Annotated in this window: 20 protein-coding genes, 1 tRNA gene and 2 pseudogenes; 8 read left to right on the top strand and 15 right to left on the bottom strand. The window is 68.2% G+C overall.

Going from position 1 to position 23,399, the window contains the following annotated elements; all coding sequences use genetic code 11:
• Positions 1-53: 53 nt before the first annotated feature.
• Positions 54-377, bottom strand: coding sequence for a WhiB family transcriptional regulator (locus tag MLGJGCBP_RS14445; protein WP_005248496.1), 324 nt, complete (start codon positions 375-377; stop codon positions 54-56).
• A 259-nt stretch (positions 378-636) separates the two neighbouring features.
• Here MLGJGCBP_RS14445 and MLGJGCBP_RS14440 point away from each other — a divergent pair, with 259 nt between their 5' ends.
• The gene (locus tag MLGJGCBP_RS14440; protein ID WP_160096386.1) at positions 637-2,982 is read left to right on the top strand and encodes a penicillin-binding protein; all 2,346 of its coding nucleotides are present in this window, start codon (positions 637-639) and stop codon (positions 2,980-2,982) included.
• A gap of 53 nt (positions 2,983-3,035) precedes the next feature.
• Here MLGJGCBP_RS14440 and MLGJGCBP_RS14435 read toward each other — a convergent pair whose 3' ends face one another.
• The gene (locus tag MLGJGCBP_RS14435) at positions 3,036-3,503 is read right to left on the bottom strand and encodes a GatB/YqeY domain-containing protein (RefSeq protein WP_005248498.1); all 468 of its coding nucleotides are present in this window, start codon (positions 3,501-3,503) and stop codon (positions 3,036-3,038) included.
• Positions 3,504-3,570: 67 nt separating this feature from the next.
• Here MLGJGCBP_RS14435 and MLGJGCBP_RS14430 point away from each other — a divergent pair, with 67 nt between their 5' ends.
• The 3 genes from MLGJGCBP_RS14430 to MLGJGCBP_RS14420 all read left to right on the top strand — a co-directional run bounded on the left by MLGJGCBP_RS14430 (position 3,571) and on the right by MLGJGCBP_RS14420 (position 5,804).
• Positions 3,571-4,542, top strand: coding sequence for a metallophosphoesterase (locus MLGJGCBP_RS14430; protein ID WP_160096384.1), 972 nt, complete (start codon positions 3,571-3,573; stop codon positions 4,540-4,542).
• Between the two features lie 54 nt (positions 4,543-4,596).
• Positions 4,597-4,670 (top strand) — tRNA-Pro (locus MLGJGCBP_RS14425).
• A gap of 126 nt (positions 4,671-4,796) precedes the next feature.
• Positions 4,797-5,804 (top strand): ABC transporter substrate-binding protein, encoded by a 1,008-nt coding sequence (locus MLGJGCBP_RS14420; RefSeq protein WP_160096382.1) that lies wholly within the window; start codon positions 4,797-4,799, stop codon positions 5,802-5,804.
• 27 nt (positions 5,805-5,831) lie between these two features.
• On the opposite strand, the gene MLGJGCBP_RS14415 is transcribed toward MLGJGCBP_RS14420, so the two are convergent.
• The 3 genes from MLGJGCBP_RS14415 to MLGJGCBP_RS14405 form a co-directional block, all read right to left on the bottom strand.
• Complete coding sequence (locus tag MLGJGCBP_RS14415) at positions 5,832-6,635, bottom strand: metal-dependent hydrolase (RefSeq protein WP_160096380.1); 804 nt, start codon at positions 6,633-6,635, stop codon at positions 5,832-5,834.
• A gap of 289 nt (positions 6,636-6,924) precedes the next feature.
• A complete protein-coding gene (locus tag MLGJGCBP_RS14410; protein WP_160096378.1) occupies positions 6,925-8,394 on the bottom strand; it encodes a catalase in 1,470 nt (489 codons plus the stop codon).
• Between the two features lie 55 nt (positions 8,395-8,449).
• Positions 8,450-8,908, bottom strand: coding sequence for a Fur family transcriptional regulator (locus MLGJGCBP_RS14405; protein WP_160096376.1), 459 nt, complete (start codon positions 8,906-8,908; stop codon positions 8,450-8,452).
• A 93-nt stretch (positions 8,909-9,001) separates the two neighbouring features.
• Between MLGJGCBP_RS14405 and MLGJGCBP_RS14400 the strand changes: the two genes are divergently transcribed.
• Positions 9,002-9,313 carry an ArsR/SmtB family transcription factor gene (locus MLGJGCBP_RS14400; protein ID WP_160096374.1) on the top strand — a complete coding sequence of 104 codons (312 nt, stop codon included), beginning with the start codon at positions 9,002-9,004 and terminating at the stop codon, positions 9,311-9,313.
• Positions 9,310-9,720 (top strand): annotated as a pseudogene (locus MLGJGCBP_RS14395) (SRPBCC family protein). Before MLGJGCBP_RS14400 ends, MLGJGCBP_RS14395 begins: the two are co-directional and overlap by 4 nt.
• 10 nt (positions 9,721-9,730) lie before the next feature.
• Here the strand turns inward: MLGJGCBP_RS14395 and MLGJGCBP_RS14390 are convergent.
• From MLGJGCBP_RS14390 to MLGJGCBP_RS14370, 5 genes are all read right to left on the bottom strand, one after another.
• Complete coding sequence (locus tag MLGJGCBP_RS14390) at positions 9,731-10,381, bottom strand: hypothetical protein (protein ID WP_160096372.1); 651 nt, start codon at positions 10,379-10,381, stop codon at positions 9,731-9,733.
• On the bottom strand, positions 10,365-12,077 hold the full coding sequence (locus tag MLGJGCBP_RS14385) for a GMC family oxidoreductase (RefSeq protein ID WP_160096370.1): 1,713 nt from the start codon (positions 12,075-12,077) through the stop codon (positions 10,365-10,367). The genes MLGJGCBP_RS14390 and MLGJGCBP_RS14385 overlap by 17 nt, the downstream gene beginning before the upstream one ends.
• The gene (locus MLGJGCBP_RS14380) at positions 12,074-13,564 is read right to left on the bottom strand and encodes a flavin-containing monooxygenase (RefSeq protein WP_160096368.1); all 1,491 of its coding nucleotides are present in this window, start codon (positions 13,562-13,564) and stop codon (positions 12,074-12,076) included. The genes MLGJGCBP_RS14385 and MLGJGCBP_RS14380 overlap by 4 nt, the downstream gene beginning before the upstream one ends.
• The gene (locus tag MLGJGCBP_RS14375) at positions 13,561-14,085 is read right to left on the bottom strand and encodes a TetR/AcrR family transcriptional regulator (protein WP_160096366.1); all 525 of its coding nucleotides are present in this window, start codon (positions 14,083-14,085) and stop codon (positions 13,561-13,563) included. The genes MLGJGCBP_RS14380 and MLGJGCBP_RS14375 overlap by 4 nt, the downstream gene beginning before the upstream one ends.
• Before the next feature lie 159 nt (positions 14,086-14,244).
• Positions 14,245-16,035: a multicopper oxidase family protein gene (locus MLGJGCBP_RS14370; protein WP_160096364.1), complete on the bottom strand. Its 1,791-nt coding sequence runs from the start codon at positions 16,033-16,035 to the stop codon at positions 14,245-14,247.
• 145 nt (positions 16,036-16,180) lie between these two features.
• Between MLGJGCBP_RS14370 and MLGJGCBP_RS14365 the strand changes: the two genes are divergently transcribed.
• Positions 16,181-17,119: a formylglycine-generating enzyme family protein gene (locus MLGJGCBP_RS14365; protein ID WP_160096362.1), complete on the top strand. Its 939-nt coding sequence runs from the start codon at positions 16,181-16,183 to the stop codon at positions 17,117-17,119.
• Between the two features lie 87 nt (positions 17,120-17,206).
• Positions 17,207-18,109 (top strand): hypothetical protein, encoded by a 903-nt coding sequence (locus MLGJGCBP_RS14360; protein WP_201453062.1) that lies wholly within the window; start codon positions 17,207-17,209, stop codon positions 18,107-18,109.
• Here MLGJGCBP_RS14360 and MLGJGCBP_RS14355 read toward each other — a convergent pair.
• The 5 genes and pseudogenes from MLGJGCBP_RS14355 to MLGJGCBP_RS14335 form a co-directional block, all read right to left on the bottom strand.
• Positions 18,056-18,721 carry a GAP family protein gene (locus MLGJGCBP_RS14355; RefSeq protein ID WP_160096360.1) on the bottom strand — a complete coding sequence of 222 codons (666 nt, stop codon included), beginning with the start codon at positions 18,719-18,721 and terminating at the stop codon, positions 18,056-18,058. The two genes, MLGJGCBP_RS14360 and MLGJGCBP_RS14355, sit on opposite strands and share 54 nt — an antisense overlap.
• A 100-nt stretch (positions 18,722-18,821) precedes the next feature.
• Positions 18,822-19,936 (bottom strand): annotated as a pseudogene (locus MLGJGCBP_RS14350) (alpha/beta hydrolase family protein).
• 80 nt (positions 19,937-20,016) lie between these two features.
• Positions 20,017-21,048, bottom strand: a complete 1,032-nt coding sequence (locus tag MLGJGCBP_RS14345; RefSeq protein ID WP_087557241.1) for an aspartate-semialdehyde dehydrogenase — start codon at positions 21,046-21,048, stop codon at positions 20,017-20,019.
• A gap of 2 nt (positions 21,049-21,050) precedes the next feature.
• The gene (locus tag MLGJGCBP_RS14340; RefSeq protein WP_005248517.1) at positions 21,051-22,316 is read right to left on the bottom strand and encodes an aspartate kinase; all 1,266 of its coding nucleotides are present in this window, start codon (positions 22,314-22,316) and stop codon (positions 21,051-21,053) included.
• 95 nt (positions 22,317-22,411) lie between these two features.
• Complete coding sequence (locus tag MLGJGCBP_RS14335) at positions 22,412-23,383, bottom strand: hypothetical protein (RefSeq protein WP_160096358.1); 972 nt, start codon at positions 23,381-23,383, stop codon at positions 22,412-22,414.
• Between the last annotated feature and the right edge of the window lie 16 nt (positions 23,384-23,399).

Genomic DNA, 23,399 nt, shown 5'->3' with positions numbered 1-23,399 from the left:
GAGAACCGGTCACCCGCCTGTGTTCTTCCTTACTGCGAATCCGATCCCGCATCTCAGACAGCGGACTGGTGCTGCCGCTGAGCCTCGAAGAAATCGGACCATGATTCCACCTCGGGGTGCTGCTTGAGCAACGCCCGGCGTTGACGTTCCGTCATGCCACCCCACACGCCGAACTCGACACGATTGTCGAGTGCATCGGCTCCGCACTGCATCAATACCGGGCAATGCCGGCAAATGGTTGCGGCCTTGCGCTGTGCTGCACCGCGTACAAAGAGTTGATCGGGATCGACTTCCCGGCAACGGGCCTGGGTGACCCAGGCGATTCGCGCTTCTGCTTGCTCGACGTCCAGACGGCTGGTTGGGGTGGTCATGTGCATTCGTTTCCCCTCTTCGAGTCTGCGCAAACCCAGCGCGTAGCACGCCGAGGCTGCACCACATAAGCGATGGGGTGTTATCTCCATCACACTGTTCCAACAATTTAGGTAAAGAAACCGCCACGCGCAAGACGAAGAACACGCTTTTTTGGTACGGCCGTCCATACCCCGTGCTCAGGGCATTTTCCGGGCCGAATTCTGCGCCCAACCAGCGCACCCTCAGACCCCACGTAGTCTGTAGATCGTGTCGATTGCAAAAACAGTGGGGAAGCTCGCAGGATCCTCCGCCTTGGCAGGAGTGCTCCTCGCCGGCGTGATGTTTCCGCTCGCCGGAGGCTTCGGTTACGCCTCCAACCGGGCGGCTGACACCGTCGACAACGTCTCCGCCGAACTGGTCGAAGGAACGGTCCCCGCGGTCTCGACGATGGTCGACTCCGCGGGCAATCCCATCGCATGGCTGTACGACCAGCGCCGCTTCGAAGTCCCCAGCGACAAGATCTCCAACGAGATGAAGCTCGCCATCGTCTCCGTCGAGGACCGCCGGTTCCCGGAGCACAAGGGCGTCGACTGGCAGGGCACGATGCGCGCCTTCCTGACCAACACCACGAGCGGTGAGGTGCAGCAGGGCGCGTCGACACTCGACCAGCAGTACGTGAAGAACTACCAGCTGCTCGTCGTCGCCAAGACGGACGCCGAACGGCGGGCCGCGATCGAGACGACACCCGCCCGCAAGATCCGCGAGATCCGGATGGCGCTGACGCTCGACAAGGAACTCACCAAGGACGAGATCCTCACCCGGTATCTCAACCTGGTGCCGTTCGGCAACGCCTCGTTCGGCATCCAGGACGCCGCCCAGACGTACTTCGGCATCGACGCGTCCGAACTGAACACCCAGCAGTCCGCGATGCTCGCGGGCATGGTGCAGTCCAGTTCGGCGCTGAACCCGTACACGAACCCCGAGGGCGTCCTCGAACGCCGCAACGTGGTTCTCGACACGATGATCTCGAGCATCCCCGAGCGCGCCGCCGAACTGCGGGCGCTCAAGGAGACGCCCCTCGGCGTGCTGCCCGAACCCAACCGGCTGCCCCGCGGGTGCATCGCCGCAGGCGACCGCGGATTCTTCTGCGACTACGCCCTGCAGTACCTGGCGAACGCCGGCATCAGCCGCGAGCAGATCGACAAGGGCGGCTACCTGATCAAGACGACGCTCGACCCCGCGGTGCAGGCGTCCACCAAGGCGGCGCTCACCGCGAAGGCCAGCCCCGGCCTCGACGGCATCGCCAACGTCATGAACGTGGTCCAGCCCGGCCAGGATTCACACCGCATCCTCGCGATGGGCAGTAGCCGCACCTACGGCCTCGACGCGAACGCCAACGAAACCGTCCAGGCCCAGCCGTACTCGCTGGCCGGTCACGGCGCCGGGTCGATCTTCAAGATCTTCACGACGGCCGCCGCCATGGAGAAGGGCCTCGGCACCAACGCCGTCCTGGACGTCCCCGGACGGTTCGAGGCCCGGGGCATGGGTAGCGGTGGTGCCCGCGGATGCCCGGCGGCCACGTACTGCGTCGAGAACGCGGGCAAGTACCCGGCGTCGCTGTCGGTGACGGACGCGCTCGCGCAGTCGCCCAACACGGCGTTCGTCAAGCTCATCCAGGCCACCGGCGTCGCCCCCACCGTCGACATGGCGGTGCGGCTGGGGCTGCGCTCGTACGCCGACCCCGGCACCTCCGGATTCGACGACCGCAGCATGGCGGACTTCCAGAAGGATCAGAACCTGGGTTCGTTCACCCTCGGGCCCACCTGGGTCAACCCGCTGGAACTGTCGAATGTCGCGGCAACGCTCGCGTCGCACGGCAAGTGGTGCCCGCCCACCCCCATCGATTCGGTCTTCGACCGTGAAGGCAAGCCCGTCTCGGTCACGCAGCAGGCCTGCGAGCAGGTGGTCGAACCCGGCCTCGCGGACACCCTCGCCAACGCCATGAGCAAGGACGACAAGCCAGGCGGCACGTCGGCCGGGGCCGCGGGCAGTGCCGGCTGGACGCTCCCGATGTCGGGTAAGACCGGAACCACCGAGTCCCACATGTCTTCGGGCTTCCTCGGGTTCACCAACAACTTCGCCGCCGCCGTCTACGTGTTCGGCGACTCGCCGACCCCGGGCGAGATCTGCTCGGGCCCGCTGCGGCCCTGTGGTGACGGAAATCTCTACGGCGGTAACGAGCCCGCCCAGACGTGGTACGCCGCGATGAGTCCCGTCGCGAACAACTTCGGGCCGACGACGCTACCGCCGGTCGACCAGAAGTACGCGCGGGGTTCGCAGAACGGTCAGGTTCCGGACGTCACCGGGCTGAGCCAGTCGGCCGCGACGTCCCGCCTGCAGGGAGCCGGATTCACCGTGAACGCGATCACCACCGCGTCGCAGGCCGCCAAGGGGACGGTCACGAGCTCGGCGCCGTCCGGTTCGGCGATTCCGGGGTCGACGATCACGATCTACGTCAGCGACGGATCGGTGAAGGCCGCTCCCCCGCAGGCCCCGGCTCAGGGAATCCCCGTTCCGCCCATCCAGCTGCCCGGCCTGCCGCCGATCCAGCTGCCGCCCATACCCCGGTAACCACAGGTGAGTGGGAAAGTGTGCAGGCGCACGCTTTCCCACTCACGTGGGGGTCAGAGGCGGGACTTCACCGCGTGCGAGAGCCGTGAACCGTCCGCCTTGCCGCCCGCGAGTGCGCCTGCGGCCTTCATGACCTGACCCATCTGACGCATGCCGGGACGCTCACCGATCTCCTCGGCCACCTGGGCGATGGCGGTGTCCACGACGTCGACGAGTTCGGCGTCCGTCAGCGGCGTCGGCAGGTACTCGTCGATGATCTGCGCTTCGGCCCGCTCCTGCGCTGCCAGCTCACCCCGGCCGTTCTCGGTGTAGATCTCGGCGGACTCGCCGCGCTTCTTCGACTCCTTCGCGAGGACCTTCAGCACCTCGTCGTCGGTGAGTTCGCGGGCTTCCTTGCCGGAAACCTCTTCGGTCTGCACGGCGGCCATCAGCATGCGGATCGTGGCGGTGCGCAGCGAATCCTTGGCCTTCATGGCGGCCGTCATGTCGGAGCGCAGTCTTGCTTTCAGTGAATCTGGCATGGGCGAAACGCTACGCGCCCCGATTCGGCCACTGCATCTCGATTGCGCTCATCAGTATCCTGGAAGAGTGTCTGACGAGTTCCGCACCAACCTGACCCGCGCCGCCCTGGGTACGGCGGGTGCCGCCGCCCTCGGCATCGGCTACGCCTCGCTCATCGAGCGCAATGCGTTCGCGCTGCGTGAGGTCACGATGCCGGTGCTCGAACCCGGGTCGTCGACGCTCCGTGTGCTGCACATCAGCGACCTGCACATGATGCCCGGACAGCGGCTGAAACAGAACTGGCTGCGGGAACTCGACAACCTCGACCCCGACCTCGTCGTGAACACCGGCGACAACCTGTCGCACCAGCGGGCGGTGCCCGCCGTGGTCCAGGCGCTGGGGAATCTGCTCGCCCGCCCCGGACTGTTCGTGTTCGGCAGCAACGACTACTTCGCACCGAAGCCGAAGAACCCGTTCGAGTACTTCCGCAAGGACCGCAAGCGCATCCTCGGCGAGCCGTTGCCGTGGGGCGACCTGCGCGCCGCGTTCACCGAACGCGGCTGGTTCGACGTCACGCACGTGCGCCGCGACCTCGAGGTGTCGGGGGTCCGGATCGCGTCGGCCGGGGTCGACGATCCGCACCTCCAGCGCGACCGGTACGACACCATCGCGGGCCCGCCGAATCCGCTGGCCGATCTCCGGCTGGGCATCACCCACTCGCCCGAGCCGCGGGTTCTCGATCGGTTCGCGGACGACGGGTACGACCTGGTGCTGGCCGGCCACACGCACGGCGGTCAGCTGTGTCTGCCGTTCTACGGCGCGCTCGTCACCAACTGCGACATCGACCGCTCGCGGGTGAAGGGGCCATCCAAGTGGGGGGCGCACACCCAGCTGCACGTGTCCGCGGGTATCGGGACGTCGCCGTGGGCGCCGGCCCGCTTCTGCTGCCGCCCCGAGGCGACGCTCCTGACGTTGGTCCCGGCACAGCGCGGCGGCCCGGACGCCGACACCGCGCGGGCTCGCGCCGAGTCGTCGGAGAGCAGCGTTTTACGCAATTGACCAGGGGATTTAATGGTGACTGGTTGGGTAATGTAAGCTAGCCGAGGTTCAACACGGGGTGTGGCGCAGCTTGGTAGCGCGCTTCGTTCGGGACGAAGAGGTCGTGGGTTCAAATCCCGCCACCCCGACAGTGTGAGACACCGAGAAGAGGCCTCGACCGGTCCGCCGGTCGAGGCCTCTTCTGCGTGGTGGGGCGTTTTCCGGTAGCCGGACCCCGCCACCGCCCCTCCACTACCTCAGGATAGCCTCACCTCATGTCATCGAGGCTCTACGTACGCGCCGGGCTGGTCGCCCTGGCCAGCGTCTTTCTCGCCGCCTGCGGCACCACCGACACCGGATCGACCACCGGCAACACCGACGTCGCCACCGGTGGCCGCCTGTTCGCCACGGCGGACGCCGAGACCGCCAAGCTCGGCACCGACGCCGAACCGGGCGTCTTCCCCCGGACCATCACCCACGCGCTCGGCGAAACCGTCATCGAGAAGAAGCCCGAACGGGTGATCGTCCTCGACGGCGGCGAACTCGACGACGTGCTGTCTCTGGGAATCACGCCCGTCGGACTGGCCAGCCCGGAGAGCGCCGCCGGACAGCCGTCCTACCTGGCCGACAAGCTCGCCGGAGTGCCGGACGTCGGGACCACCAACAACCTGAACCTCGAGGCGATCTCCGCGCTGCATCCCGATCTGATCCTGGGCAGCAAACTGCGCGCCGACAAGCTGTACCCGCAGCTGTCGTCGATCGCGCCGACCGTCTTCGGCATCCGCCCCGGATTCCCGTGGAAGGAGAACTTCCTGCTCGTCGCGGACGCCCTGGGCGAGGAGACCAAGGCGGAGGGCGTGCTCAACGCCTACCAGGCCCGCGCGGACGAGGTCCGGGAGTCCATCACGGACGAACCGACGATCTCGCTGGTCCGGTTCATGTCCGGCAAGATCCGCCTGTACGGCAACCTGTCGTTCATCGGCGTCATCCTGCAGGACGTCGGGCTCCCGCGCCCCACGGTGCAGAACATCGACGAACTCGCCGTCGAGGTCAGCCAGGAGACGATCGGCGAGGCGGACGCCGACCGGATCTTCTACTCCAGCTACGGCGCGCCCGAGACCACCGACGAGTCGACCGTGGTCGGCGGACCGCTGTGGAATCAGATGCAGGCGGTGAAGGACGGCAAGTCCGTGCACGTCAGCGACGAGACCTGGTTCCTCGCGCTCGGACCCACCGGAGCAATGCTCGTCCTCGACGACCTCGAGAAGATGCTCGCGGCCTGAGTCACCTGAGTCACGTCGGCGCCTGATTCACTTCGGGGCGGGGACGAATGCGTCGTAGATTGCCTGCGGCGCACCGTCGATGGCCCAGATGACCATGAGTCCGACGGCCACCGTCAGGGCGGGCCCGAGCACGACCTTCTCGAAGGGCCCGCCCGCCCGGATGGACAGGAACGACGGGAGCCGGAACTCCCACCACCGTTCCTTACCGAGCGTGAGGAACGGCGCGAGGAAGGGGACGCCCTCCTTGGTGATGGCGTCCCCGAGGCAGTGCGTCGCGCAGCCGAGGGCCACGGCGACGCCGAGCCCGGTGGAACCGGCCTCGGTGGGATACGACTGCCAGGTGAGCGCGGACAGCACCGCGGCGACCACCGAAACCGCCAGCCAGCCTTTTTCTTTGGCCAGCTCACCGGCCAGCCCGCGCAGGGCCAGGCCGAGGCAGACGAACAGCGTCGCGATGATGGCGGGCTTGCCGAACTGGACGACGAGCGCGGACACCCCGGCCCCGATACCCGCCGCGAACAGGGCGGTGTGGGTGAGCGTGCGGTGCCCACCGCGCCGCTTGCCGTCGCGTTTGCCCTTGGTGATCGTGTAGAAACCCAGCGACACCGCGTCGACGCCCTTCGCGACGACGTTGCTGACCGGACCGAACGACCGCGACACCGTGGACTGGCTCGTGTCGAGGTCCGGGAGCAGCGCCGCCCCGGCGCACACCGCCGCGAACGTGAACGTCTCGGCGGTGGACGTGGGCCCACCCCAGTCGAGCGGCAGCAGATCTGCCACCGCCAGACCGACGGCCGCACCGGACATTGCGTGGGTGGGACCCATCACCATGGAAGACAGCACCTTTCGACCCCGACTCGGGACACGGTCATCCGAGCCGGTGTCCTGACACCGCTCAACCTAGCAACAACATCCGACACACCCGTCACACCCCCGTGAGTACTTGTTAACCGCCGGCGGTTAACAAGTACTCACGGGTGCGAAGCACATGGGGGATGATGGAATCGTGCGCTACGTCCAGTCGGGCGAAGGAGGGTCGTCGTGGAAACTGTGGTGGTTTTCGTTCTCGCGTTGCTGGTCTATTGGTGGGGCCTGCTCTGAGCCTGCCCCACCGACGACATCAGTTCTGGCTCTGCCCTTCCCGGACACCGATTTCCACGCGCTTGCCCAGGTCGGGGTCGACGCTCTTCCAGTAGTCGAACACCCGAAGCAGAACCGGTTCGCTGACACCGCCGAGTGCGTGACCGACGATGTTGCTGACCAGGCGGTCGCGTTCGTCGTCGCTCAGGACCTCGCGGACGAGGGTGCCCGCCTGCGTGAAGTCGCCGTCCTCGGCGTGCTCGACGTAGCCGGCGCGCACGGACTCGCCGTCGAACGCCCAGAGGCCTTCGTCGCCCGCGAGCGACGCGTCGGCGTGCGGACCGCCGTACGAATTCGGTGCGTACACCGGGGTCTCGGGCGAATTGGTGGCGTACCGCATCGCGCCGTCCTGCGAGTACGAGTTCACCTGGTTCTTCGGGGCGTTGACCGGCAGTTGCGCGTAGTTGGCGCCGATGCGGTACCGGTGCGCGTCGGCGTACGAGAAGACCCGTCCCAGCAGCATCTTGTCGGGTGAGAAGCCGATTCCCGGAACGACATTCGACGGTTCGAACGACGCCTGCTCGATCTGGGCGAAGAAGTTGTCGGGGTTCCGGTTGAGGGTCCACTTGCCGACCTCGATCAGCGGGTAGTCCTTCTGCGACCACACCTTGGTGAGGTCGAACGGGTTGAACCGGTAGCCCTCGGCCTCGTCGACGGGCATGACCTGGACCTTCAGCGTCCAGCTGGGGAACTCGCCGCGGGCGATCGTGTCGTACAGGTCGGCGCGGTGATGGTCGGGGTCGGTGCCGGCGAGGGTGTCGGCCTCGCCCTGAGTGAGGAACTCGATGCCCTGGTCGGTCTTGAAGTGGTACTTGACCCAGAACCGCTCGCCCTCGGCGTTGACCCACTGGTACGTGTGCGAGCCGAAACCGTCCATGTGCCGCCACGTCTTCGGGATGCCGCGGTCACCCATCAGCCAGGTCACCTGGTGCGCGGACTCGGGCCGCAGCGTCCAGAAGTCCCACTGCATGTTGTGGTCGCGCAGACCGGATCCGGGCAGCCGCTTCTGCGAGTGGATGAAGTCGGGGAACTTGATCGGGTCCTTGATGAAGAAGACGGGCGTGTTGTTGCCGACGAGGTCGTAGTTGCCGTCCTCGGTGTAGAACTTCACGGCGAATCCGCGCGGGTCGCGCCAGGTGTCGGGGCTGCCCTGCTCGCCTGCGACGGTGGAGAAGCGCACCAGCGATTCGGTCTTCGCGCCGGGCTGGAACAGCTTGGCCTTCGTGTAGCGGCTCACGTCGTGGGTGACGACCAGTTCGCCGAACGCGCCGGCGCCCTTCGCGTGGACGACGCGCTCCGGGACGCGCTCCCGGTTGAACTGCGCGAGCTTCTCGACGAGGTAGTGGTCGTGCAGCAGGATGGGGCCCTGGGGCCCGGCGGTGAGCGACTCGTTGTCGCTGGCGACGGGGATCCCGGCGTTGGTGGTGGTCGCGCGCTGAGTTTCAGGCATGGCAAAGCCTCCAGGTTGCAATCGGGTGAGGGTGTATCGGCGGGGACGAACGGGGTCAGGACAGGGCTGCTGCCGACCCGGTTCCGCTCTTCGCGTCGGTCTGGCACTGGGAGCAGAGCCCCCAGAAGACGACCTCGGCCTCGTCGATCTCGAAACCGTGGGCCTGCGAGGGGTCGAGGCACGGTGCCTCGCCGACGGCGCAGTCCACGTCCACGACGGTCCCGCAGCTGCGGCACACGAGGTGGTGGTGGTTGTCTCCGGTACGGGTTTCGAACCGTGCGGGCGATCCCGCGGGTTCGATACGTCTGAGCAGACCGGCGGCGGTGCACGCCTTGAGGACGTCGTATACCGCCTGGGTGGAGACCGATCCCAGCTCTTCACGAACTACGGCTGCAATATCGTCGACGTCGGAATGCGGCTGTACGGCAACCGCATTCAACACTGCAACGCGTGGTGCAGTGACACGCAGGCCCACGCCGCGCAGCTGCGCTTTGGGATCTGTGTCGTGTCGCATGTGTTCCAGTATCGCGCCTTTTTGGAATTAGTCAAGAAAAGGATGTGTCGGAGATTGTTGACATGTCGGAAATCTCCGACATAAGCTCGCCCCGTGCCCGATGACGACGTCTTCCTCGCCCTCGCCAACCCGGTGCGACGCCGTCTGCTCGAAATCCTGGCGGACGGACCGCTCACCGCCGGGGACCTCGCGGGCCGGTTCGACCTCAGCCGTCCCGCGGTGGCGGAGCATCTACAGGTGCTGCGCCGGGCCGGGCTCGTCCGCGACGAACCGTCCGGACGGCAGCGGCACTACCACCTGACCGCCGAGCCGCTCGCCGACGTCGGCGACTGGCTGCACCCGTTCGAGCGGTTCTGGCGTCACCGCTTGCGCACACTCGCCGACTTTTTCGAGGAGGACTCGTGACCGACCGCACCACCACCCAGATCTCCGTCGACCAGTTCATCGCCGCGCCGCCCGCCAAGGTGTGGCGCGCCCTCACCGAGCCCGACCTGCTGGCCCGCTGGTGGGCCGCGGGCGACGTCGCCGCGACCGTCGGGCACCGGTTCCACCTCGACATGCCCGGCTGGGGCGCCGTCCCCTGTGAAGTGGTCGAGGTCGAGCCCGAGCGGCGCTTCGTCTACACGTTCACCGAGAACTGGACGCTGGTGTGGCGCCTCGTTCCCTAGGGCGCGGGCACGCGCCTGTTCCTCGACCACTCGGGCTTCGACCTCGACGACAAGCGCAGCCGTGACGCGTTCGAGCGGATGGGTCCGGGCTGGCGCGACACCGTGCTGCCGCGCCTCGCAGGCGTCGCCGCGGAGATCGCATAGCGCCAGGCAGTCAGCGCTGCCGCGCGGGCCCGGTGGTCATCCGGCCGTCCGTGATCACGATGCCGTGATGGGTTCCCGGAGTCAGCCAGTCGGCAAGCGTAGGTCCGTCGGCTGCCACGTCCACGCGGGCGTACCGGAAGTGGCCCCGGAGCCGAGCGGACGCCGTCACGAGACCGTGCCCGCCCTCGCCCGGTTGCGCGAACCCCAGCGCTCCGGCGATCGGTAGCCGCGGTCCGCGCGGCCGGGTGCTCGTGGTGACACGCCATGCCCCGGACGCCGCCGCGAAGTCGCCGTGCACGTCGCCGTCGAACTCGGCAGGCACCTTGGGCAGGCTCCAGTGTGCGCGTCCACCGTGTACGGAGGGTTCCGAATCCACGGCGATGAACGGGACCGCCATGCGCGGCAGGACGCCGACTCGACGTCCCGGCGCACGGAGCACCGGGCTGGCGAGGATTTCGCGGTACGGGCCGACTGGCGAGTCCAGATAGTCGACCATCATCGCGAGGGTCATCGGCACGGTGGCGCCGTCCGGTCCGAGGGCGCGCGCGGCCGCGGTGCTGCGGTGCCACCACAGCGTCGCGCGAACGGTCGCCGGCCACGGGGGCGGTGAGCTCTCGGGCCAGTCGGTGCGCTCGGTGGTCGATTCAGGCACGCTCCACATCGACTGTCTCCCTTCGGTTCACGACCGTCAGCGGAAGCCGCAGCGCGCCCGGCGCGTCGGCGGGCACCACCGGATTCCGGGGCGGTGACGGTTCGATACGTACGTATGGCTTGCCCGGTTCGGGCCGGGTGTCGGTCTCTCCCTTGTTGGGCCACAGCGCGAATGCGCGCTCGGCCTGGGCGGTGATGGTGAGCGACGGGTTGACGCCGAGGTTCGCGCTCACCACCGACCCGTCGGCCACGTGCAGCCCGTCGTGCCCGTACGCGCGCAGGTAGGGGTCGACGACTCCGGTATCCGCCGAGTCCCCGATGGCGCATCCCCCGAGGAAATGCGCGGTCATCGGAATGTTCACGACGTCGGCGACCGAGCCGCCGGGGTCGCCGCCGATCCGCGCGGCCACCTTCCTGATGGCCGTGTGCCCCTGCGGGATCCATTCGGGCGGCGGATCTCCGGGCCCCGGACGGCTGGTGACCGCCCGGCCGAGTCGCCCCTTGCCCTTGGCCAGCTCGAGCGAATTGTCGTCGGTCTGCATGACGAGCGCGATCACGGTGCGCTCCGACCAGTGCCGCACCGACAGGCTGCGGGCGAACGCCCCCGGCCGGCGCAGCGCGACGCCCACCGTCTTCAGCAGCCGCGGCGTCCGGCCGCCGCCGTCGCTGAGGACGGTCTGCAGCAAGCCGATTGCGTTGCTGCCCTTGCCGTACCGCACCGGCTCGATGTGGGTGTGATCATCCGGGTGGAACGAGGACGTGATGGCCACGCCCTTCGTGTAGTCGGTGTCGCGGCTGCGGGCCGTGGCCGCGAGCACCGCCTCCGAGTTGGTGCGCACGACCGAGCCCAGTCTCGGCGACAACCGTGGCAGCGCACCGGATTCCTTCATCGCCAGCAGCAGCCGGGCGGTGCCGTACGTGCCCGCGGCAACCACCACCTGGTCGGCGGTGAACGTGTACTCCCGCCGGCGGATTCCGTCGGTGCGGCGGGTCCGCAACTCGTAGCCGCCGCCCGATCGGGGGCGCAACTCTTTCACCGTCGTCAGCGGATGGACCCGGGCGCCCGCCTTCTCCGCGAGGTGGAGGTAATTCTTGACGAGCGTGTTCTTCGCTCCCACACGGCAACCCGTCATGCAACTGCCGCACTCCGTGCACCCCGTCCGGTCGGGACCCTCGCCGCCGAAGAACGGGTCGGCCACCCGTGATCCCGGTTCCCCGAAGAAGACTCCCACCGGTGTGGACGTGAACGTGGCACCGGCGCCCATCTCCTCGGCGACCTCGCGCATGACGGCGTCGGCGGGGGTGAACGACGGATTGGCCGTCACCCCCAGCATCCGCTTCGCCTGCTCGTAGTACGGGGCCAGCTCCGACTGCCAGTCGGTGATGTGCGCCCACTGCCGGTCCTCGAAGAAGCGGCGCGGCGGCTGGTACAGCGTGTTCGCGTAGTTCAGCGAACCACCGCCGACCCCGGCGCCTGCCATGACCAGGACGTCGGGGAGGAGGTGGATCCGTTGCACGCCGTAGCAGCCCAGCCAGGGCGCCCACAGGTAGCGTCGCAGCCGCCAACTCGTTTCGGGCAGTTCGTCGTCGGCGAAGCGCCTGCCCGCCTCGAGAACACCGACCCGGTACCCCTTCTCGGTGAGCCGGAGCGCCGCGACGCTGCCGCCGAACCCGGAGCCGACCACGACCACGTCGTAGTGCGTCACGCGACGGTCTCCTTCGCCACCTTGCGCCGGGAGACGTAGTTCTCCCGGTCGAAGCGCTGCAACTGCGAGCGGAACTTCCAGGTGAACGTCGGCCACTGGACGGAGTTCCGGCCCTCGGAGTCGTAGTACCAACTCGAGCAGCCGCCCTTGTTCCAGACGGTGGTCCGCAGGTCGGACTGGATGCGGGTGTTGTAGCGGCGCTGCGCCTCCTCGGTGACCTCGAACGCGGCGATTCCGTTGTGGTGCATCGCCGTCAACGCGTCGGCGATGTACGCGGACTGCGATTCGAGCATGTAGACGATGGAGCTGTGACCGAGATTGGTGTTGGGCCCGTACATCAGGAACAGATTGGGGAACCCGGCGACGGTGGTCCCCTTGTACGCGCTCGGGCTCCCGGCCCAGTGCTCGGCGAGGGTGCGGCCGTTCGCACCGCGCAACGCGTGCGCCACCGGCGGTTCCGTCGGCGTGAACCCCGTCGCGAAGATGATGGTGTCGACCTTGTGCTCGTTGCCGACCGCGTCGACGACACCGTCCGCTGTCACCCCGGCGAGTCCGGCGTCGACGAGCGTGACGTCGGGGCGGTCGAGGGTCCGGAGCCAGTCGTTCGACAGCAGCATCCGCTTGCAGCCGATCGTGAAGTTCGGCGTGAGCTTCCGGCGCAATTCCGGATCCCGCACCTGGCGGCGAAGGTGCACCCTGGCCACCGCCTCGAACACCGGCAGCAGCCCGGTGGCGTGCGCGAGCACGCCACCCAGAGCTTCCCGGAAGCTGTACACCGACCCGCGGACAGCCTTCTGCACCAACGGCAGTCGTCGATAGAGCGCCTTCTCTGCGTCCGGCAGTGCACGGTCGAGTCGGGGGATCACCCAGGCTGGGGTGCGCTGGAACACGGTGAGATGCTCGGCCACGGGCGCGATCTCGGGCACGAACTGCACGGCCGACGCACCGGTGCCGATGACGGCCACGCGTTGACCGGTGAGGTCGTGGTCGTGATTCCACGTCGCCGAATGGAACGTGGTGCCGCCGAAACTCTCCAGCCCGGGCATGTCCGGGACACTGGGCGTCGACAGCGCACCGGTCGCGGCCACCACGACGTCGGCCGTCAGCGTTCCGCGGCTCGTCCGGACGGTCCAGATGGCACCGTCGTCGTCCCAGTGCGCCTCCTGCAGTTCGCAATCGGTGACCACCCGGGACCGAATACCGGTGTCGGCCGCGACCTTCTTCAGGTAGCGGTGGATCTCGGGCTGGCGGGCGAACGTGTGACTCCAGTCGGCGCTGGGCGCGAACGAGTACGAATACAGCGACGTCGGGACGTCGCACGCGCACCCCGGGTACGTGTTGTCGCGCCACGTCCCGCCGACGTCGTCGCCGCGCTCGATGATCAGGACGTCGGCGTGCGGCTGCGCCTGCAGGATGCGCGCCGCCAGGCCCAGGCCCGCGAAACCCGCCCCCACGATCAGGGTGTGTACGTGCTGCGGAAGATTCACGACTTCTCCACCTTCGATTCCCACACGGGCAACAGCCGCGCGCGTAGTGACTGTTCGGCCTCGGGCGTGCGGAACAGTGCCGACACCGCCAGACCGCGAACCAATTCGATACTGAGTTCGATGGCATCGGAGTCGAACCGATCGCCGAACACCTCCGCCGACCCGCGTCGCAGCGCGTCGGTGACCTTCCGCTCCAGCGGGACCGTCGCCTCGAACAGGGCCGGGTCGGTGCGGGCGGCCACCCACAGTTCGAGGGCCGCGTAGAACAGCGGGCCGGAGAAGGCGTCGGCGAGCACCTCGATGCCGCGGGCGGCATCCACCTCGGCGGCGAGGATCTCCTCCATCCGCTTGTCGACGAGATGTTCCACCGCGGCCACCACCAGCGACTCCTTGGTCGGGAAGTGGTGCAACTGCGCGCCGCGCGACACCCCGGCCCGCCGTGCGATGCCCTGCGTCGTTGTGCGGGCGTATCCGAGCTCGACGAGGGAGTCGACGGCCGCGTCGAGCAGCTTCGTGCGCATCGCCGCGGTCCGCTCGGCCTGTGTGCGGGTCGTTTTGGCTACTGCCGTGTCAGGGGTCACACCCAGGACTGTAGGCCGAAAAAAGAAAACAGTCCAGACTGACTTTAAGTTGCTGTGAGTACTTGTTAACGTCCGGCGGTTAAGAAGTACTCACGGGTCTCAGGGCACGAGGCGGTACCGCAGCATCATGTCGTGGTCCTCGTGGTCGAGCATGTGGCAGTGCCAGACGTACCCCTGCAGGGGATGCGGCGACTGCTCCATGTGGCCGCCACCGGAGTGATCCATCGTGTGCGCCGCCGACATCCCGAAGGTGGCATCCGGGTCGAAGCCGAGTTCGTCCGCCGTCGGGAACCGGACGATGATCCGGGTGATCGAGTTCGCGTCCGCGATCACGGTGTCCTTGAACCCCGACTCCCACACCTGCGGCGCCTGGACCGGCCCGACGACGAACGGGTCCGCCGACGGCGTCCACCGCACCCCGACCGCGGGTACCGGGACGGCCTGCATCAGGGCGTTCGTGTCGATCGCCTGCCGACCGATCACCCGGAACGTCACCAGGTGCAGATGGATCGGGTGCGGTTCGGGCGTGACGTTGACGATGTTCCACTGCTCGACGGTCCCCTGGCGGGGCATCTCGATGTCGTCGGTCGTGTAGCGCAGGTTGTTCAGCGACATCAGCGGGGACGGCTGGCCGGGGCCCTCCGCGAGCTGCATCACCGACACGTTCCGCACGACCGACGGTTGCGCGACGGGCGGAAGCACGGTGAGACCACGACTGCTGCCCCGGAGCGTTTCCGGCACACCGCCGGTGAACCCGGCGGCCGTGCCGACCCGGAACCGGCAGAACCGCGGCATGATCTGCACGCCGCGTTGAGCGACCTGCGCCGTAATCGGCTCGTCGTTGCGCAGTTCCACCGTCGTTCCGGGGGCGAGGGCCCCGAAGTCGACGAGGAGGTCCACCCGCTCCCCCGGTCCGAGCCGGACGTGGTCGGTGGGGACGGGCGCGTCGAGCAGTCCGCCTTCGGCGCCGATCACCCAGAACCTCATCCGGTTCTCGAAGAACAGATTCCACACGCTGAACGACGCCGCGTTCACCATCCGCAGCCGGTACAGACCCCGCGCCACCGCCATCTCCGGCCACACCTTGCCGTTCACCACCCCCACGTCACCGGGGGTGGCGGCCTCCCAGCTGCCCTGCGGATTCAGTGGGTTGGAGCGGACACTCTGCCGTCCGTCGTCGGTGAAGTTCTTGTCCTGCAACACCAGCGGCAGTTCGAACTCGCCCGAGGGCAAGCCGAGGGGATTGCCGCTCAGACCGGTGTCGTACTCGTCGCGCAGCAGGTACATCCCGGCCAGCCCGGCGTAGATGTTGAGCCGGGTGACGCCCATCGCGTGGTCGTGGTACCAGAGCGCGCAGGCGTCCTGCCGGTTCGGGTATTCGTGCACCATCCCCTGCCCGGGCCGCATCGTGTCCTCGGGGTGTCCGTCGAACTCGGGGGGCGTCCGGCCGCCGTGCAGGTGCAGCGACGTCGGGACCTGGGTGCGGTCCTGCTCGCTCACCCCGTGGATCCGTGGGTCGACGTCGGCGGCGAGCGGGTTGCTCGTGATGTCGTTGCGGTAGGTGAGCGACGTCCGTTCACCGACGTGCGCCTCGATGGTCGGACCCAGGTAGTCCATGCCGCCGTAGCCGAGGGCCGGCGAAGCGGGGAGGTCGGGATGGAACACGTGCATCGTGCTGCTCGCGTGCACCTCGACGGCGGTCCCGCCCAGCACCGGCAGCGGCGGCAACTGTTCCCGGAACGGCTGCAGCGGCGGCGAGGAGAAGACGAACGGCCGCAGCGGATCGATGCCGAACGGGTAGGCACTCGCCGATCCCGCTCCGACGGCACCGAGCCCGGCCGTCAGCGCCAGACCACGCACGAACGACCTACGCGGAATTCGTCCATCCATTCGGTGGAGCCCCCTGCACGATGCGACCAGCGTTGCGACTGGAGTAGCCGACTCGAGTAGCCGACGGTACCCCAACCGTCACCGCTCGCACCCGGTTTACGGGCGCACCGTCGCACGGCGGCCGCCGTCGTGCCAGTCTGACCCCATGACTCGTGCAGTTCCGAAGAACATGGCATGGATCCCCGGGGGCACCTTCTGGATGGGTTCGGAGGACTTCTACCCCGAGGAACGCCCCGTCCACCAGGTGACGGTCGACGGCTTCTGGATGGACGCACACCAGGTCACCGTCGCCGAGTTCCGGCGGTTCGTGAAGGACACCGGCCACGTCACGACCGCCGAGATCGCCCCCGACCCGGCCCAGTACCCGGGCGCGGATCCGGCTCTACTCGTGCCCGGTTCGCTGGTGTTCACCCCGACCCCCGGCCCGGTGCCCCTCGACGACTTCACCCGCTGGTGGTCGTTCACGCCGGGCGCCGACTGGCGGCACCCGGAAGGTCCGGGCAGCAACGTCGGCGGACGCGAACGCCATCCCGTGACGCACGTGTCGTGGTTCGACGCCCGTGCCTACGCGGAGTGGGCGGGCAAGGACCTGCCGACCGAGGCCGAATGGGAGTTCGCCGCCCGCGGCGGCCTGGACCGGAAGCCGTTCGTCTGGGGCGACGAGCACGAACCGGGTGGCAGGCCCGGCGGCAACGTGTGGCAGGGGCAGTTCCCGTGGGAGAACCTCCTCGAGGACGGGTTCGCCGGGACGTCGCCCGTCGGCCATTTCCGGTCCAACGGTTACGGACTCGGCGACATGGCCGGCAACGTGTGGGAATGGACCAGCGACTACTTCACCGCCGACCACTCCGCGAGTGGCAAGAACGTGGCACCCGCGAGTTCCTGCTGCATTCCGGCGAACCCCCGCATCGACACCGCCGCCGCCCCGGACCCGCACGAGCCGTACGCGCGCCGCGTAATCAAGGGCGGCTCGCATCTCTGCGCACCCAACTACTGCCTCCGCTACCGGCCGTCGGCCCGGCAGGGTGACACCGAGGAGACGTCGACCTGTCACATCGGGTTCCGGTGCATCGTCCGCTCGTGACCGGTCCCCGCGTTCTCACCTCACGCGGATGATGACAACCCGGCCGAATCGGTGTTCGCTCGAAGAGTGCGGTCGACGAAACTGTCTGTGGCGCTGGCCAGGGAAGCTCTGGCCGCGCGCACCGAAACGGCTAACGGCTGGCTCCAGGGGACCCCTCCCGGGCGCACGGTCCGGCGCATCATCGACGGCCTCGTGGGGATCGAACTCTTCGACAGGTCCATGACGCTCGCCGCGAAGATCTTCACGTCGGTGCTGCCCGTCATGATCGCGGTGTCGACGGTCAGCGAGTGGAACGTGACGGCCAGAAGTCTCGAAGACCAGTTCGGCTTCGATCCGTCCGTGTTGTCGTCCGCCGTGGGCACCGTGGATCCGACCACCCCGACGTTCGCCGCGTTCGGCGTGTTCGGCCTGTTGATGGTCGCCGTCAGTGGCACGTCGTTCGCGCGGGCGCTCGCACGGATCTACGCGAAGATCTGGAACGTCCCCTCGATCTCCCTGCGCGACGCCTGGCGCTGGCTGGTGGTGCTCTTCAGCGTCGCGCTCTCGGCGTCCGCGATCGCCGCCGCGCACCAGCTCACCAACCTGAGGTACTTCGGACTCCCCCTCGCGCTCGTCGCCGAACTCGCGATCTGGTGGGCGGTGTGGACGCTCTGCCCGTACCTGCTGACGATGGGAACCCTCAAGGGACGCGTCCTCTGGGCCAGCGGCGCGCTGACCGCCGCGGGGCTCACCACCATCCACGCCGGGGGACGTCTCGTCCTTCCCCGGATCACCGAAACCGCGCAACACCAGTTCGGTGCGATCGGACTCGTGTTCACCGCGATCAGCTGGCTGTTCGTGATGTCGGTGGTCATCGTGGCTGCGGCGGTGATCACCAAGGCAGTCGCTCTCGACGAGACCTACATCGGCCGCTATCTGCGAGGGCCCGTCAACGGCTCAGAACAATCCACCGAATCCCTTCCCGAGAACGACGGCGCCCATCACGAGTAGCAGCACGCTCATCACTGCGGCGTTGTTGGCCTGCAACCAGACCTTGAGGCTGTCGAGGGTCCCGCGCATCCTGTCGGCGGCCACGGCGTACGCGACCACCGGGACGAGGACGGTAGATCCGGCCAGCACGGTGTACACGACCAGGGCCACCACCTGCTCGGGGCCGCTCACCCCCGCCGTGCCGATCCCGACGCCCGCGGACACACAGAGCAGCAGGTTCTTGGGATTGATCGCTGCCAGCGCGAATCCGAGTCCCGTGGACTTCACGAAGTTCAGGTCGTCGATCGCCTGCATCCACTTCGGGGGTTCCGCGTCAGCGTTGCGACTGCGCCACTGCCGTCCCGCGAGCAGGAGCAGCAGCACACCCAGAACGACTTTCACCCACGACGTCGTCGCGGAGGGGCCGTCGGAATCGGATGTGTCGACGCTGCCGGCGAGGAGCACGAAGATCCCTGTCGCGACGACGATGCCCAGGATCCAGCCGACACCGAAGCCCGCGCTCGCCCCGCCCGCACGCTTCGACAGCAGCATCAGGATGACGGCGATGATCGGTATCGGCGAGATCGCGACACCCACGGCGAGCGGTAGCAGTTCTCCGATGACTGAGCCCATGTCCGAACCGTAGGGGTCGCGCGGCCGTGTCCGCCTCGCACGTCCCGGGTGAGGTGAGCGGCGATGTGTGTGGGAGGACGCTTTGCCACTCACCTGGGGGTCAGGACAGCACCCGCGCAGCGAACGCGAGGGACTCCGGCATGGAGGCGATCAGCGACCCGCGATGGTCCTCACCGACGAGTTGCTGGAATTCGGCGTTCACCCCGTGCTGCCGCATCTCGGCGAGTTGTGCCCACGTCAACGGAATCGGCCCGACGCGTCGGACAGGCTGTGCACCACCCGCAGGGGCCGGTCGAAGCCGTCGACGGGTACCTGCTGCATCTCCCGGAACAGCTCCCGGAACTGGTCGTTCCACAGGGGCGCCGCGAACAGGTCGCCGACCGACGTGGGATGGGCGAGCAGGTACCGGCCGAGTTCGCGGCTGCACGTCACCTTCGCGAACTCCATCAGGTCGAGTCCCGTCGACGACAGGTACCGCCGGATGTCGACCTCGGGACGTTGGTCGTCGATACCGGCGAGGGTCAGCAGCGCGTAGTTCACGATTCCGGATGTCGGCAGATCAGGAACCGACGGACCCGCGGCGGGAAAGAGCTGTTCGAGGTGGGTCGGCGCGGCCACGGCGACGGCGCCCCGGAAGTCGAGCGCGGGTGCCCGGGTGGTGGCCTCGCGGGCGGCGAAGTAGGTCGCCTGCCCGCCCTGCGACAGTCCGGTGACGATCCACCGGTCGGCGAGCACGTCGCCGTAGACCTCGTGCGCGGCGAGGACGACGTCGACGGCGTTCGCGGCGGCCGCCGGACCGTCCAGATAGGCGTTGACACCCGGTGTGCCGATTCCCGCGTAATCCGTTGCTGCGACGGCGTACCCGGCGGCGAGCCACTGCTCGATCGCGGGCAGCTCGACGTAGTTGAACCCGGCGACGGACGGCGCGCACTGGTCGGCGACACCGACGGTGCCGTGGGCGTAGGACACCACCGGCCAGCCGCCGGCGGGCGGTTCGCCACGGGGAAGGAAGACCGATCCGGTCGATTCACCGGTCGCGGTCGAGGTACGCAGGGTGGAGTAGCGCACCCGGACGCTGTCGCCCGCCCGGGCGGGGACCGTGGCGAGGGGCAACTGCTCCTGCGACAACAGGATCCCGGGCGGCTGCGCGGAGACCTCGCTCGCGCCGGTGAGCAGCAGCAGAACCGCCGCCACCGCGGCCCCGACCACTCTCATCGGCCCAGTATCCACCCCCAACCGACACGTGAGTGGCAAAGCGTGCGGGAGCACACTTTGCCACTCACGTGGGGGGAGAGCTAGACGAGCAGTTCGGCGATCTGAATGGTGTTGAGGGCGGCACCCTTACGCAGGTTGTCGCCGGACACGAACAGCGCGAGCCCGCGGCCCTCCGGAACACCCGGATCCTGACGGATCCGCCCGACCAGCGACGGGTCGCTGCCCGCGGCCTGGAGCGGGGTGGGGACGTCCACGAGCTGCACGCCGGGAGCCTTCGACAGGATCTCCTGCGCGCGTTCCACCGACAGCGGACGCTCGAACTCGGCGTTGATCGACAACGAGTGGCCCGTGATCACGGGGACGCGGACGCACGTGCCCGACACCAGCAGGTCGGGCAGTCCGAGGATCTTGCGGCTCTCGTTGCGGAGCTTCTGGTCCTCGTCCGTCTCACCGCTGCCGTCGTCGACGAGCGAGCCGGCCAACGGCAGCACGTTGAACGCGATCGGGGCGACGTACTTGTTCGGGGCCGGGAAGTCGACGGCGCTGCCGTCGTGGACCAGCTTCTCCGCGTCGCCGATGACGGCGCGGGCCTGGCCCACCAGCTCCTCGACACCGGCGATGCCGCTGCCGGAAACGGCCTGGTAGCTCGACACGATGAGACGCTGCAGTCCGGCCTCGTCGTGCAGGACCTTCAGCACCGGCATCGCGGCCATCGTGGTGCAGTTGGGGTTGGCGATGATGCCCTTCGGCGGGTTCTTCGCCTGCTCCGGGTTCACCTCGCTGACGACCAGCGGAACGTCGGGGTCCTTGCGGAACGCCGAAGAGTTGTCGACGACAGTGGCACCGGCCGCCGCGAAGCGCGGGGCCTGCTCCCGGGACAGCGTGGCACCGGCCGAGAACAGGGCGATGTCGATGCCCTTCAGGTCCTCGTCGGACGTCGCGGACGCGTCCTCGACGACGATCTCCTCACCGCGGAACGGCAGCTTCTTGCCCGCCGACCGCGCGGAGGCGAAGAACCGCACCTTGTCCGCGGGGAAATTGCGTTCCTCGAGGAGGGTGCGCATGACGATGCCGACCTGTCCGGTCGCACCGACGACAGCGATGGTGGTCATGATTACCGTCCCGTTCCTGCGTGCACGACGGCTTCTTCGTCGCCGCCGAGCTCGAATGCATCGTGGATCGCCTTCACGGCCTTGTCCAGCTCCACGTCCTTGACGAGCACCGAGATGCGGATCTCCGACGTGGAGATGAGGTCGATGTTGACACCCGCCTTCGCGAGCGCCTCACAGAACGTCGCGGTGACGCCGGGGTGGCTCTTCATGCCGGCACCGACCAGCGACACCTTGCCGATGTGGTCGTCGAACAGCACCTGCGTGAAGCCGATCTCGCCCTGCAGCTTCGTCAGCTTCTCGACCGCCCGCGGGCCGTCGGCCGTCGGCAGGGTGAACGTGATGTCCGTCTTGCCGGTCTCGACCTTCGAGATGTTCTGCAGCACCATGTCGATGTTGATCTCCGCCTCGGCCACCGCGCGGAAGACCTGCGCGGCGTAACCCGGGGTGTCGGGCAGGCCGACGACGGTGATCTTGGACTCGCCGCGATCGTGCGCGACTCCGGTGATGATTGCCTCTTCCACGGGGATGTCCTCCATCGATCCGGACACGATGGTGCCCGGCTTGGTCGTGTATGACGAACGGACGTGCACAGGCACGTTGTATCGGCGGGCGTACTCGACGCAGCGGAGCATGAGCACCTTCGCGCCGCACGCCGCGAGTTCGAGCATTTCCTCGAACGACACCGTCTCGAGCCGCTGCGCGTCGGGAACGATGCGCGGGTCGGCGGTGAAGATGCCGTCGACGTCGGTGTAGATCTCGCAGACGTCGGCCTCGAGGGCTGCGGCGAGGGCCACCGCGGTGGTGTCCGAACCGCCGCGCCCGAGGGTCGTCACGTCCTTGCTGTCCTGGCTGACGCCCTGGAATCCGGCGACGAGGACGATCGAGCCCTCGTCGAGCGCATCCCGGACGCGGCCCGGTGTGACGTCGATGATCTTGGCGTTGCCGTGAGCACCGGTGGTGATGACGCCCGCCTGCGAGCCCGTGAACGAACGGGCCTCCGCACCGAGCGAATGAATTGCCATTGCGACGAGAGAATTGGAAATGCGCTCACCGGAGGTCAGCAGCATGTCCATTTCGCGGGCGGGTGGGGCTGGGCACACCTGCTGAGCCAGATCGAGCAGCTCATCAGTGGTGTCCCCCATCGCTGAAACCACGACGACGACATCGTTGCCGGCCTTCTTGGTCTCGACGATCCGTTCAGCCACTCGTCGGATTCTCTCGGCGGTTGCCACCGAGGATCCGCCGTACTTCTGGACGACGAGAGCCACGCGTTTCTACCTCCAGGTCGATGAATCTGTACTGGTCCAGCTGTCGAGCTTACCGGCGGAGTCCAATCTGATCCCGGGTGAGTCCGTTCGGCGGCCTATCCGAACGCCGTGTTCGCGGCGTCCGCGACCCTCGCCACGGCGGCGCAGTTCGGGCCGTGAACAGTGACGACTGCACCCGCGTGGCCGAGCCTGCGGGTGAACTCGTCGACACCCGCCCCTGGCCGTGTGATGTCGATCGGCTCACCCATCGGGCTCGTCCACCGGCACCGGTCGCCGACCGTCTCCGGCACGGCGGGAACGGGTGGTCTGTTTTCCTTCACCGGCGACATCGTGAACGACACGGTCACCTCGCTCCCGGGCACCCGATTCGGGTTCGGGAACAGGACGCAGTCGAACGGGGCAGGCGGCGACTCCGGATCGACGACGCGTCCGCCCGCCGTGGTCCCCAGCACGTCGAGGACTTCGCAGGGGTCGTGGACGGCGAGCGCCACCTGATCCGGGGAACCGGCGTCGCGCGCGGGCAGCCCCGACCGCATCCTGTCGAGCGCCGAGTCCAGCACCGCGTCGGCCAGCGGGCAGGCGTCCTGGCCCGCGCCGATTCCGGCGCGGACAGTCGCAGGCGGCCCTCCCACCTGTTCGTCACCGGTTCCCAGGGGTAGCCGGAAGACCCGCTCGCACGTCCCGCGAGCCAGGTCGGCGCCCGCGCCGCGGTAGACGGTCACCCCGTCCACCGTCTCCGGCCGCGTCAGCGAGGGGTCGGACAGCATCGACGGCAGCAGGGACAACTCCACATAGGTGCTCGCGCCGTCGGGCCGTGTCATCAGCGCCGAGCACACCGGCAGTTGCACGGCCGACCCGTACTGCTGGACCGTCCCGGCGTGCCGCACCACCGCCTCGTCGAGCAGCCCGCACGGATCGGCGGCGCGGAGCGCATCCTCGACGTGGACGTGCCGTTGCTGGTCCGGACTCAGTCCCTGCAGCGGGGACGCCCCCGCGGTCCCCGACACGCTGTGCGCGCACCCGGACGTGATCGCGGCGCACAGCAGCGCCGCGGCGACCTTCTTCACCCGATCCCCCCTCGAA

Origin of the sequence: Rhodococcus sp. T7 (assembly GCF_009872365.1) — a bacterium.
In the GTDB taxonomy this organism is placed as follows: domain Bacteria; phylum Actinomycetota; class Actinomycetes; order Mycobacteriales; family Mycobacteriaceae; genus Rhodococcus_F.
This window is presented reverse-complemented; position numbering and strand designations above follow the sequence as displayed.